This is a genomic window from Oribacterium sp. C9 (assembly GCF_002007235.1).
GTDB lineage: Bacteria > Bacillota > Clostridia > Lachnospirales > Lachnospiraceae > Oribacterium.
The window spans coordinates 1-13,091 of sequence record NZ_MUHW01000006.1 but is presented as its reverse complement, the minus strand read 5'-3'; the positions used below and the strand labels follow the sequence as shown (position 1 = coordinate 13,091).

Here is a 13,091-nt window from a genome sequence, read left to right as displayed (position 1 = left end):
TAGTCTTTTTTGAAAAAAAGTATAAAAAAATGGACGCATTTTATTGCATCCACTTAAATTTGTAGTAAAATAATATCCTTATAAGCTGTTTTCATTCGAATATGTCTCTTCCATGACACAAACCGATATCAAATATTCCTACGCCTTCTGTATCTTCAGGCGATTTCTACCAGAGATCCTGACTCATCAAAATTGAGTGTCAGCTGCCCCTTAAACTGCAGATTACGCTTTTCTATCTTGCTTACAGTCTTGTTATATGTAGCAAAACGATCCAGAGTATCCTTATTCTCTATATATAATCTTATATGAGTGATACGTTTTCCCTGAAGCTTTCCCTTAACCAGCTCACCCTTATCGGTGATACAGTCATAGGATACCGTAATATCAGTGTATTCATTGATCTCCTTGATAGCCGGAGAAAGGACCCTCTGCTTGAAATTTCCAAAAGCACTGTATACATCCGCCATCAGATTCTCTCTCAATGCATCGATCGATATGTCAACATGTCCCTTATAGGCATATGACTTCGCAAGCTCGTAAAGACGCGGTGAGTACTTGCTGGTCATGGAAAGGATATTGTAAAGCTCGTATTCCGTAAAATTGTTCTGAATTCCGAGAAGATAGGTCTTGATACGGCTGTCGAGGATCAGACTGATGGTTCCCTTACGCTCATTGTATTCAGGCTCGTTGAACCATCTTAATTTTATGACTCTGTTGTCAATATTTACCCAGAATGCCTTCTCGTCTATGGAATCGATCATATTTCTGAAATCACGATACACATTTTTCGGATCGATACCGCAAAGTCTGGCAAAATCCAATGCTCTGATCTCGTACTTCTTGAACTCTTCCTCACCCGGCTTGATCATGGTGATAACATAATTTACGAGTTTCTGTTCGTTAGCGGTAAGGTTGTACTTCGCCTTCTGAATAAGTGCGTTATCCTTAACAACCAGATATGTACGCTGATCGTCCATCTTCTGTTTTTGCGTCTTATAAGTTGCCATCTGCAAAACTCCGTTTCACGTTTACATGTCAATATAGTAAAACTCAAAACTCTAAAAATCAATGACCGTAATTTTGTTATATCTCTATTCTGATCTGATTTTTCACCGCAGCATCGCGAAAGTTGCATTATCCTTTCATGCCAATGTCTATGACCTGACATACAACACTTATATTTTTTGCTTTTGTTACCTGTGTTTTTTTCGCGTGCACGTTTCTATTTTTTGAGAGTTGGTTTTTTATTTGATTTATTTAATATTATATATATTTATATTATTTAATACAAAAAACCGCAGAATTACGTCGTTTTTTGTCCACATAAATAACATAATTACGGTGACCCATAACAAATTTACGGCGAGGTCTAACACAATGACGGTCTAACATAACAGATTTACGGTCTAAAAAATCAGCGCTCTCACCCGTGGATCACGATCCTGTAAAATCATCTGCTATGATCCCGTACCCTTGAAAAAGTCATAATCGTAATATGATTTTCCGTTATTTGACCCGCTTACGCTGAAAGTTGAGTCGATTTTTATGCCTGCCTCGTCAAATCGCACTAATTATGCTTCTCATTTTTGTTGAAATCGTCTTATAACAAAATTACGGTCACAGGATTGATAAGATAACACAATGACGGTGGTTTCGTAAAGAATAATTAAGCCGTAATTTTGTTATAAATAAGTGCTTATTTTAGACACATAACATATTTACGGTAGACACACCGGGATGCGTGGAAAGAAAGAGATAATATTTCATTCCGAAAAAGTGACACAATTACGAGTGTATTTTAGTTACCCAGAACAGGTTTTATCCTACATGATTGCTTGTAATATAACTAAAATACGGTATTTATCGGATTAATGTGTTAAAGCTCGGGCCACAATTTCAATTGTAAGAAAAATGTAAGCCGTAATTTTGTTATATCTATCGTGATGCTGTCTCTTCTTCTGTTTTTTATATCATATTTTTGAATCATTGATGCTTTCGACACCCTCTTCTGAAGGAACTTATAACATATATACGGTGAAAAACAGTCCGGTGATGTCTGTTTCGGGATAGAAAATCCAACACATAACAAAATTACGGTAAATGACATATAACAAAAAAACGGTACCACCCCGAAAGGTGATACCGTCATGATGATATAAGTTCAGACCGTAATAATGTTATAAAGTCGGAATATGAAACCGTAATTGTGTTATATATCATGAAAGTGTTGCGCTGAGATCCGTACTTTCATTTTTCTCATTATATCTTTATCTTCTCCAGAAGATTCCGTATATCTTCAGCGGGCTCCTGCTCCTTCAGCTTCCATACCGCGTTTTTAACAGCGGTGGACGGAACATAATCGTCCTTCAGCCATTCCTCAAGTGTGCTGAGAGCCATCTGGCGGTTGGCATTAACAGGACAGTTCAGAGAATAGATGATGAAGTCTTCGCCCTCTCCGGCTGTGTCCGCAAGGTTCTGCACCAGGAAGCTGAGCTGATGATAAGGACGATACTCCTCTCCTATGCCGAGGTTATCCTTAGGACCGGATGCCATCATCTGAAGAGGAAGCTTTTCTCTGTAGATCGCAAAAAGCTTTCCGAGGGTGTCTGTATCCTTTGGAAGAATGTCTACCAGAGACGCATGTGCGGCAAAATCCTCAGACATGGCGCTTATGATCTCATCACGGCAGTCTATGCCCATACGGCAGGCAAGGCGGAAGCCCTTCTTCTCTGCTATGAACTGCTGTACAGAAGCCTTGATGGAATCAGAATTCAGCAGCTTTTCGAGACTGTCACTGAGCTTTCCGGATTCGGCAAATATGTTATTGCTGAGATAATCTCTGATATCGAGAAGAGTTGCCACAGTTTCCGGTGTATGGGCTCTGTTTTCTGACTGCTTCAGATATCCTCCGATGATCTCGCTTCTGTCCTTCATGGAGCTTATGCCCTGAAGTGATCCTTCATTGAGAAGGCCTTCCATGATAGGACGGGCCAGCAGATAGTCGTCAGAGTTAAATGCAGGATTTGCAAATACTTTTCCCAGGCAGATCTTCTCAGCCACTGTACGGGCTGAATAAGCAGCGCCGATGGTATTCTTTACTCCCTCATGGAAGAGCCAGTCCTTGACTTTTCCTGATGTGGCATCTATGTGCTCAACTGCGTGGATTCGTCCCCATCCTCTTGTGTGCTTTGCAAAATCAAGGATGGCTTCAGTTGAGTCCTTCCAGGTCTCGGCTACGAAGATAGAGAAAAGTGTGAGCTCATCCGAGCGGGCAAGGGTGCGCACAACATCCTTTACTGCATCATTGTCGTCGGTGTCCATCATTTCGAGTAAAACTAGTGCGAACTTGAGACATTCCGGGTTGCCCGTTTTTACTATGATGTTTGCAGCAAACTCAAAAAGCGCTTCAGCATCTATAGTATCGGTGTTGTCATTGACCCACTGCTCTATTTTCTCGACCAAAGGCAGCATACGGCAGTCTTTATCGGAAAAGAAATCGTGGAGATCATAGTCTGCAGCGTCGAAATCATGCTGTGAAGCTTCATTGATGATCTCGATCAGCCCTTCGATCTCGCTGTTTCCCGGCAGATTATGAAAGAGATACATGCCGTCCAGAGCTCCGTCTACGAGACGCACTTTTTCCTGAGATTGTGTCAATGTATCTCCCGAGAGGCGGAACCCTTCCGGAAGCATATCATTTGTCTGGATGTTATCGCTGATAAGTTCAAATAAAGATGTAGACATTGGCCCTCCGTTTAGTATCCAAAGTGTTCGCGCTGGGTGTCGGCATCAAAAATCTTGTTATAGGCTGCTGTTCCCTGAATGAAGATTCTGATGAGATACCATTCCACGCCCTTTATAACTACCATTTCACCTACTTCCTTCTTGGCAAACGGATGGTTTGGCAGATTGATACGTGTTGTGATCTTCTTCTTTCCGTCAGAGATCATGACATAATCTCCGACCTGAGCGCCGGATTTACCCTTGATTTTTGTCTGGTAGAAAGGCTTCCCTGCTGTACCGGGCTTTCCCTTTGCGCCCTTTGAAGAAGGCTTCTTTCCGAAGGAGCCTGGTCTGTTGCCGCTTTTTGAAGATTTTCCGGAATTTCCGAATTTACGTGTTTGCTTTTCGTTCATTTATTACCTCTTAAAAAAATACAGAAAAAGCTTTCTGCTATTTTATAACAGAAAGCCGAATTTAAAAATACTTATGACTCAAGGAATCCGTCCAGCTCACGCTTGTACTTTGGATTCTGGAGTTTATGTAATGCCTTGTTCTCGATCTGACGGATACGCTCTCTGGTTACGTGATAAATGGTTCCGATCTCCTCAAGGGTCCTTTCGTGACCATCCACAAGACCGTAACGCATCTCAAGGACCTCTCGCTCTCTGTCGCTGAGATTAACGAGGATCTTGTCGAGCTGCTGCTTCATCATTACATTGTTGATATTCTGCTCGGGTGATGTGATCTTATCATCCGCGATGAAGGATCCGAGATCCGAATCTTCATCCTCACCTACCTTGCTGTCCAGTGAAGCAGGGCCTGCGTCGTAATTGATGACCTCCTGAATTCTTTCCTCAGGGATATCAAGTGCGATGCTCAGATCCTGGGTTGTAGGCTCGTGACCAAGTTCCAATGCCAGCTGACGTGAGGTCTTCTTTATTTTATTGATGAGCTCAACCATATGTACAGGAACACGGATGGTTCTGGACTGGTCCGCAAGGGCTCTTGCTATGGACTGACGGATCCACCATGTCGCATAGGTAGAAAGCTTGAAGCCTCTGTCCGGTTCAAACTTTTCAACTCCACGCATGAGGCCGATGTTTCCCTCCTGAATAAGATCGAGGAAATTCATGCCTCTGCCTGTGTAACGCTTTGCGATGGAAACAACGAGACGAAGGTTACATTCTACCAGCTCCTGCTTCGCACTTAAGTCGCCGTTCTTGCATCTTACAGCGAGATCATGCTCTCTTTCAGGTGTGAGCAGAGGATAGCTTCCGATCTCCTTGAGATAGATTCGTACAGGATCGTCTGCAGATATGTTCTCAAGATTGGAAAGAGCCTCCATATCGAGAGATCTGGCTTCCTTATCTTCTTCGGAAAGATCCTCTTCCGAGATTTCCTCATCAGCGAAGTCATCGCTTCCGGAGCTTATACCGATGTTAATGTCGGCAGCTGTATTTTTTATGATGGCATCAGAACCGCCATCAAGCTCTGTATAGTTTGTATCATTATTAGAAGACACGCTTGAATAATCAAGTGTTTCAACATCTGTAGTTTCACGATCTTCCAAAACTATTCTATTATCTTCTGACATAAAAAAACCTATATTCTATGAATTGCCATCCTAAAATAAGACAGCCTTTCTATATTAGTTTGAATAAAGGAATAAAGCAAGAGTAAAAATAGATAAAATTATTTTATGATATAAATAAATGCGTATAAGTCCTGCGGATTGCTTCGTTGCTGTGCAACTTTCGCAATCCTAACAGGAATCTCGAATTCGCGCTATCGCGCTTATTCTCGATTTCTGTTGTCGTGTCAGATGTCTATGCATCCTTGCAAGCAAGCTTGCCGTATGCATAGCCGCCTGACACTGGACTTATACACTAAAAAACCCCGGTGTGCGGCCGGGGTTCAAAAAGGATTTAATTTAAAGTGAGTAAATATTTATTAAGGAGTGTGCATTTATTTAATATGTATTTCTCATCTGTCTATAATATACACAACTCCCGAAAATAGTGATTGAAGAAAAACGAAATCTGATATTATGAAATTCTTAAGACGCCGTGGGGAAATTATTAAGGTCATAAAATGTGACTAAAAATCTCATAAATTAAGTAATTTAACTGTTAAATATTAGCTACTCACTTTCTCACGGCGTATGCCGAATCTTAGGATTTCCTGCATGATAAAGGCAAGAATCAGACCACCCAAAAGGCCTCCGAAATGTGCTGCAAAGTCTATGGAAGGATCATTGAGTCCTGCAACAAGAGATAAAAAGATCGAAAGGATAACTCTATGGATCGGAAATACTCTTCGCAGCTTTGGATTCATGGCAAAAAGAATGAAAACTGACAAAAGTCCGAAGATGGCACCGCTTGCACCGGCGGAGACATTGAAAATACCACTGTTCCACTCAAAGAACATGGATGCCATATTGCCGATAAGTCCCGAAAAGATGTAAAGCACCAGGAAAAGGAAATGTCCGAAGTAATGCTCCACGTAGGGACCTATGGCGCACAGGGAGATCATATTCGCACCGATATGCTCCACTCCGAAATGGAGGAACATGGATGTGAATATTCGATAGACCTGGCCGTAAAATATCACGTAGGGAGTATAAAGGGCACCAAAATTTATTGATGTCTGCAGGTTTTCACTTCCGCCAAACATCTCCTCCAAAAGAAAAACTATGACATTAACGCCTACGATGGCATAGGTGGTAAAGGGTATCCATTTGTAATTGATTATTTTCTGTTCTGTATTCATGTGTGTGATTATAACATCATTACGGTAAATTTCGACCCCTAAAATAAAAGGCGATGAAAAATCAGCATATTTTCCATCGCCTGCTATCGTTTTTTAATAATACCGTAATTTTGTTATGAATCGTGACGCTATGCTCAATCCTTCACCGCAGTAAGTACAGTCGGGATTCCATAGTACTCTCCGCTCCAGTTCATCTCGTTGTTGCCGAAGCTGATGATCACATTGCCGCCTGTGGTTGTCATGGTGTAGCTTCCGTCCTGATTTACAGGAAGAGTTATGGTACCTATCTGACCATCCTCATAGGCTATGGAAAGATTCAGATTCTGTTCACTGTCAATGTTTACCTGCAGCGACAGGATGTCAACTCCGCTGAATGGAAGCTTCATGCCCATTGAATTTGCGGTGGTGAAGTGATATCTACCGTTGTTGACATTGGCAGCATCCGTAGTGCCTGAAAATGCGATGTTCTCGTGAGCCTTGTCTGTGAGAACAGAACGCTCCTGAAGGACTCCGTTCACGATCCATGCACCGTTCTCGTTCACGGTGTAGCCGTCCGGCGTAACGCCTCCGTGCTGAAGGCTGTTGTCATCATTGAAATAATAGCATGCAGCGAGTCCGTCGCCGTTTGTGTCTATCCACGCCCATGAGCCTGCAAATGAAGAAAAGGTAAGGGCTGTTGCTGCTGTTAAAGCTGCGATGAAAGATGTGAAAAGTTTGGTTCGTCTCATATTTATACTCCTTAATAGTGTGATGTGAGTTTAATAATTGACATCAGATCATGATCTAAAAAATTATAACCATCGTATTTTGTGAATCGATCAAAGAGTAGCTGAAGCTCCTTACATTATCCAGATAATTATATATCTTCTGCTGATTGAAAAGTGAGTTTATAAGAGCAGCCATGGTCTCTGCCGAATCTGTACGGAACTGGACGATGTTTCCTCCGGAGGACTGTATCGAACGAACAAGCTCACCTACGGCTCCTGTGTCAGCATTGTCAAAATATATACCGTTTTTTACGAAATAATTCCCGGAAGTCGAAGTGCATGAAGGAACAGGTATGGTTCCGAGGGCGGTGTGATTTGCATTCATCTGATCATCTGTCAGACCGAAATACGCATAGTTTATGATAGATGCGTTTACGGATGAAAGCTGTGAGTCACCGAAGGTAACATCGAATTGATACCATGCTCCGTCCATAAGAACTGCATTCCACGCGTGGAGCCCGCCTTCGGCATAGCCTGTCACAAGAACCGAAGGTATGCCCAGCTGCTGGGAAAGATACTGGAAGGTCTTCGCATAGCCGTTACATACTGAGCGATGATTCAGTAAAACCGAGATGATATTCTGATTTTCATCGGCGCCGGCAACATATTCAGTATTTTCGATTATATAGTCATATATGTACTTTATCTTTGTATAGTCGGAGGTCTCCATGCCGTCCACATAGCCCGGTACACTAACGAGGATTGACTGAACCACAGGTACCATGGCGGCTTCATAAGAGTCGGCATTCTCTTTTGTCATAGAGTACTGCCCTTTTACTCTAATGGATGTTACTATGCCGTTTATCAGTTCCTGAGTGTAGTGTATGCCGCAGGAATAAAAGATCTCCGGGTGATCGGCAACCACGTAATTATAGATAGTATTTAGTTTTGCGGTGTCCAATGTTGACACATGACGCTCCTCCCGGCAGGTGATGGCTTCGAGAATTTCTCTGTATACAAGCTTCGAATCCTCATCCAGAAGATTATAGCAGTAGTAACCGGCCTGACTGGAATCACTGATGGAACTGCCATTTGACCATGGAGATACATTGCTTTCAGCCGGAGTAGTTTCGTTTAGTGAGTCATCAGCTGATTTCTTCTCCTTTGTTCTTCCGTTTTGAGCTTTATGCTCTTCCGTTCTGCTGGTTTCTTCAGAAAAAGAAGTATGAGTTTTATATTCATCGAAAAAAGTATCTGAAATGGAATTGATGAATCGGTCATAGAGGCTTCCGAAATCAAAACCGGCGATGTTTTCGATTCGTAGGTTCGGAATCAGTTCGGAGGGGACTCTCACTATAGAAAGTGCAAGCGCCACGAGAACGGCAATTATGATGACGCTGAGACATCCTCCACCGCCACGGTTTTTATTATGATGGTTTCCACTGTAATTTCCATAACGGTTGTAGCTTCCGCCGTAGTTTTGCATTAAAAAGGGTTCCTTTCACCGGATAGGTCTTTATGTAAGTGTTAAAAGTCTTTATCGAATCGGTCTATAGATTCAGGTTTAAGTCATTTTAGCATAGAAAGAGAGATGCAATGCTAAAGTATTTTTTAACATTGCATCTCATTTTGAATAATGGGGAGAGTGGCACTTATAATGATTTGAGTGTCAAAAGTCGATATCGGACCGCTTTGCGCTCACTTATATATCAGTTCATATAGAACTGAGGGAGACCCTGAATGAATTCACGGAACATCTCTTCACTTTCCTTTGCAGAATCGGAGTTTCCTGAGTTCTGTGAGCCAGAGGCATCATCAGAAGAGCTTTCTGAAGTCTTGTCGGGATTTGTTGTCAATGTGATGGAGATCACCTTTTCATCGTAGGTGCTGCCGTTAGGACGCTTTACAGTCAGATTGATGGTCTCACCTGCAGCGTATCTTCCCAGAAGATTCTGGAGATCATCGAAGCTGGTTACGCTCTGATCATCGAACTTCACGATGATATCCTTTTCCTGAAGATCTGAAGCCGCTGCGGCTGTACCATCGACGATCTTGTAAACATAAACGCCCTGAACCATACCGTAGGCTTCTGCTGTCGCGGCATCGATGGTCTTTGCCTGAATTCCGAGGTAACCGCGGTTCTCATCGGAAACCTTGCTTCTTGTTTCCTTGCTTGAAAGTGTGCTGATGATGGACTTTGCCTTGTTGCTCGGGATGGAATAGCCCATACCCTCTACATCGGTACTTGAATACTTGGCAACATTGATACCGATCAGCTGTCCCTTCATGTTAAGGAGTGCTCCGCCGGAATTTCCCGGGTTGATGGCTGCATCTGTCTGGAGAAGTCCGGATTCTGTACCGCTGCTTGTCTGTACGTCTCTGTCCTTTGCGGAGATGATTCCGGTGGTAACTGACTGACCATAGCCGAGAGCATTACCTATGGCAACGACCTGATCTCCTACCTGAAGCGCATCTGAGTCACCGAACTCTGCTATCTCGATTTTTGACAATGTCTCTGAGGGGATGTCGCTGAGCTTAACTGCGATCACCGCAAGATCTGCATCTGAATCCTCGCCCTTGATCTGTGCGTCTGCGGATGTACCGTCCACGAACTGTACGCTAAGAGTTGTTGAATCCTCTATAACATGATGGTTGGTTGCAATGAGAAGCTCGCTGTCTGTCTTTCCGACGATGACACCTGAGCCGCTTGCTGCAGCCTCAGCTTCGGTTTCACCGCCGAGACCGAACATGGTATAGCCGTACTGCTTATATCTTATGGTGTTTGTGATGGATACGACCTGAGGCATGGCGTCTTGTGCTATCTCAGAAACTGTCTTGGCGCTTCCTGCTGATGAAGCGGTGTTTAATGCTGTTGTATTGTTGCTGCCATTTGCCAGCATGGTAGTGGCATCGGTAGTTGAATTGTTCTGCAGGCTGCTGTCGGGAGAGACATTGGCATCAGTTCCAGTAGCAGTTTGAGCTGCCGCCACGTTCTGAGTAGTTGCGAACTGAGCGGCTCTTCCAACTCCAACCATGGCGATACCGGAAACAGATCCGAATACAAGGGCACTTAAAACGATAGTTGCAACACGTTTTCCTAAATTTCTATACATAATAACCTCCATCAAGTTGATTTTCACTGGATTGTTGTATTTTTGTTTACGCTTTGAATACTAGTGAAAAAGTGTGACTCAATTTTGTTTAATTGATGGAGATTTTGTGTCGTAATTGTCAAGAAATTGTGTCCTGGAAACTGGATGGTACAGCTTTATCAGCAGATCAAAAGTCTGGATATGTTATTTTAGTGCTGCGAGCTGAAGAAGGCTCGAAATGTGAACGGCGGTAACGCCGCCGAGCTGAAGCCTGTAAAGGACCCGGGTATCATCATCGATAAAGAGATGAGGGGTATTCAGGCCATCAAATTCCCTTTCAAGAGTTTCTTTCACCATGACTGACTTGTCAGAGTCTCTTGTGAAGAGTATGTTTTCAGGTTTGAACAGCCCTGGATAAACACGGTTTATGAACCTGACCTTCTGGGCATCCTGAGTTTTGGTGCTGGACAAACTGAGTATAAAATTTCTGGAACAGTCGGTGTAGGTTTCTATATACTGTTTGATGAATTCGGGACCGACAGCCGTCTCGTATATATCGTGCTCTTCCACGAAGGCATCGAATTCATCGTCACCGCAGACATTGATGCCGTCCGAGCCGTAACCGTAAACTGCGAGCACTCCATCGATGTCGAAAAAACGGACAAGATCCTTTCGCTTCAAAAGCTCAAGGTCGAGTCCAAGTCTGTAATTTGGATCGAACATAAATTGCCTCTTTTAATGCATTGATACCGTATTTTTGTTATATGTTTGATATAAGTGTCATAAGTCTATCCTCCACTTGTGCTTGCACAAAAGTGGAGGATAGACTTCATGACACGCCCCACATGGAGCACGTAAGGACGATTTATCGGCCTGAGAGTGCGGAATGTGGGAGGAACGCGAGAGCGCATAGCGCGAAGCGGTCCGATATCGACTTTTGACACTCACGTCATGATATAAGTGTCATGAAGACCCGATTGATGCCGAAAACTTCACATGCTACAATTACCGGCGTAATAAGGAAATGAATCCGGCAAAGCCGGAAGTAGCTGAGGTGTTTATGAATCAGGAATTAAAATTACTTACCACATTTCATTGCTCTAAATGTAAGCAGGTGAAGAAGGAGCTCATGGATGCGGGAATCTCATATGTTGAGTGTCCGGCGGATGAAAAGTCAGGCATAGAACTCGTTGTGAAGTATCGTGTCATGACCGCTCCTGCTCTCTTCATACCGGAATCAGAGGAAAGCTACAGGTACATAACTGACTTTTCGGAGATTTTAAAATATATTCATGAGAATGCTTAACGCTTCTCTCTCGCGGCAGTGATCTCTTCTGCTGTCATGTGGTCGAGCATGCCGTAATCCATATTGTAGGTTACGAATTCGTCGTAATCGTACATGTCTTCAAATGTTGTCATCAGGAACTCAGGATCCTGCTCGTCACGTTCACCGTCCTCCAGATATTCGTTTCTGAGAATGGAATAAACGTAGCTGCGGGCTTCTGAAGGCATGTTTCTGGCAGGGCTTGTTCCCTTGTCCTCACACTGATGGATGTAGCTGTGGATCACTGCGTGTAATGCATATTCTTCATAGATGTTTGGAATGAATTCATCCTTTGACTTTATTCCTTTAAGAAGAGATATAAATGCTGCCGCAGCGTCAGGCTTTGAATAATGATCCGGGAAATAGAATCTGATATTTTCCTGAAATTCGTTGTCATCGGTAGTGACCTTAAGATAGTCCTTACCGGCAGCATCTTCCATGTCGTTGATGAGGAGTGACATGATACGGTTATTTATAAATTCAGAGATGTAGGCATTGGCCTTCTGATCTCTTGTAAATGGTGTTGAGATTTTTAACATAGATTTTTTCCTTTTTATTTGTAAAGAGCCATTAACGAAAGTGGGCTCATATTTATATGAAGATTCATCAGAGACGGAAATATGATTTGCAGCAATTGAATCTTGCACTATAGTATAACAAATTTACGGTATAAAGGAACAGGAAAAATCTGACAATGTAAAGCTGATATGCCGTCGCAGGCTATCAGGAAGGGGTGATTTAAATGATTAATAGAGAAGATATGCTGGAGCTTACCAGAAGGATGACTTTAAGCAGAAACTGCTTTTACCGTGCGGCTGGAGCTTATATGGATCCGGAGGGTTATATAGATAACAGTTTTAATGTTAACTTCCGAAACATGGGAACTCACGACAGGCAGGTCAATCTGGAGCTGGCTAAGACGATTCCTTTTTCTAAGACTAATAAGCAGCTCAGGAGCTTTGAGTTTCCAAAAGGGGATCTGGCTTATGACAGCATTCACAGACTGTTGATGGCTTTATCGCAGTATGGGCTTAAGGATGATCTTCTGGTTCAGACTTTGTGTGAGCAGCTTGCTGAGGGAATTCGCATTCCGCAGGAGTATGGGATATTCATTTACCATGGGCTTTATGATGTGCCTGTGAAGGGCTCGGATAAGGAGGAACAGGGTGAATCTGAGGAGGTTTTTCAGTTCATAATCTGTGCCGTTGCGAGGGTAGATAAGGACTATAATGCCGGAAAGCCTGAGCTTGGCTTCCTCTTCCCTGCTTTTGAGGATCGTTCAAGTGATCCGAGCAGGATAGATATTTATTCGCTGGATCCTGAGCGTCCGGATGAGGCGTTTGTAAAGAAGATTTTGGGAAAATGAAAAAAGCTTCGAGATTTCTCTCGAAGCTTTTTTTTGAAGCCGGGATTCGGACTCGAACCGAAGACCTACTGATTACAAATCAGTTGCTCTACCAACTGAGCTATACCGGC

12 protein-coding genes and 1 tRNA gene are annotated in these 13,091 nt (G+C 43.0%); 2 read left to right on the top strand and 11 right to left on the bottom strand.

Going from position 1 to position 13,091, the window contains the following annotated elements; translation table 11 throughout:
- Window positions 1-155: 155 nt before the first annotated feature.
- The 9 genes from BXO88_RS05245 to BXO88_RS05205 form a co-directional block, all read right to left on the bottom strand.
- Window positions 156-1,007 (bottom strand): replication initiation protein, encoded by an 852-nt coding sequence (locus BXO88_RS05245; RefSeq protein ID WP_036610419.1) that lies wholly within the window; start codon window positions 1,005-1,007, stop codon window positions 156-158.
- 1,252 nt (window positions 1,008-2,259) lie between these two features.
- Window positions 2,260-3,744 (bottom strand): hypothetical protein, encoded by a 1,485-nt coding sequence (locus tag BXO88_RS05240; protein ID WP_078036698.1) that lies wholly within the window; start codon window positions 3,742-3,744, stop codon window positions 2,260-2,262.
- A gap of 11 nt (window positions 3,745-3,755) precedes the next feature.
- A complete protein-coding gene (locus BXO88_RS05235) occupies window positions 3,756-4,136 on the bottom strand; it encodes a hypothetical protein (RefSeq protein ID WP_078036697.1) in 381 nt (126 codons plus the stop codon).
- Between the two features lie 71 nt (window positions 4,137-4,207).
- The gene (locus tag BXO88_RS05230) at window positions 4,208-5,317 is read right to left on the bottom strand and encodes a sigma-70 family RNA polymerase sigma factor (protein WP_078036696.1); all 1,110 of its coding nucleotides are present in this window, start codon (window positions 5,315-5,317) and stop codon (window positions 4,208-4,210) included.
- Window positions 5,318-5,859: 542 nt separating this feature from the next.
- On the bottom strand, window positions 5,860-6,492 hold the full coding sequence (locus BXO88_RS05225; protein WP_078036695.1) for a rhomboid family intramembrane serine protease: 633 nt from the start codon (window positions 6,490-6,492) through the stop codon (window positions 5,860-5,862).
- Between the two features lie 134 nt (window positions 6,493-6,626).
- Window positions 6,627-7,220 carry a hypothetical protein gene (locus tag BXO88_RS05220; protein WP_078036694.1) on the bottom strand — a complete coding sequence of 198 codons (594 nt, stop codon included), beginning with the start codon at window positions 7,218-7,220 and terminating at the stop codon, window positions 6,627-6,629.
- 55 nt (window positions 7,221-7,275) lie between these two features.
- Complete coding sequence (locus tag BXO88_RS05215; RefSeq protein WP_078036693.1) at window positions 7,276-8,685, bottom strand: transglutaminase domain-containing protein; 1,410 nt, start codon at window positions 8,683-8,685, stop codon at window positions 7,276-7,278.
- Between the two features lie 223 nt (window positions 8,686-8,908).
- Window positions 8,909-10,312 carry a trypsin-like peptidase domain-containing protein gene (locus BXO88_RS05210; protein WP_078036692.1) on the bottom strand — a complete coding sequence of 468 codons (1,404 nt, stop codon included), beginning with the start codon at window positions 10,310-10,312 and terminating at the stop codon, window positions 8,909-8,911.
- A gap of 183 nt (window positions 10,313-10,495) precedes the next feature.
- Window positions 10,496-11,014, bottom strand: a complete 519-nt coding sequence (locus BXO88_RS05205) for a hypothetical protein (RefSeq protein WP_078036691.1) — start codon at window positions 11,012-11,014, stop codon at window positions 10,496-10,498.
- Window positions 11,015-11,351: 337 nt separating this feature from the next.
- On the opposite strand from BXO88_RS05205, the gene BXO88_RS05200 reads away from it, so the two are divergent.
- Window positions 11,352-11,597 (top strand): glutaredoxin family protein, encoded by a 246-nt coding sequence (locus BXO88_RS05200; protein WP_168171625.1) that lies wholly within the window; start codon window positions 11,352-11,354, stop codon window positions 11,595-11,597.
- On the opposite strand, the gene BXO88_RS05195 is transcribed toward BXO88_RS05200, so the two are convergent.
- Window positions 11,594-12,154 (bottom strand): hypothetical protein, encoded by a 561-nt coding sequence (locus tag BXO88_RS05195; protein ID WP_078036689.1) that lies wholly within the window; start codon window positions 12,152-12,154, stop codon window positions 11,594-11,596. The genes BXO88_RS05200 and BXO88_RS05195 overlap by 4 nt on opposite strands.
- A 203-nt stretch (window positions 12,155-12,357) precedes the next feature.
- Between BXO88_RS05195 and BXO88_RS05190 the strand changes: the two genes are divergently transcribed.
- Window positions 12,358-12,981: a DUF4317 family protein gene (locus BXO88_RS05190; RefSeq protein ID WP_078036688.1), complete on the top strand. Its 624-nt coding sequence runs from the start codon at window positions 12,358-12,360 to the stop codon at window positions 12,979-12,981.
- A gap of 37 nt (window positions 12,982-13,018) precedes the next feature.
- Here BXO88_RS05190 and BXO88_RS05185 read toward each other — a convergent pair.
- Window positions 13,019-13,091, bottom strand: a tRNA-Thr gene (locus BXO88_RS05185).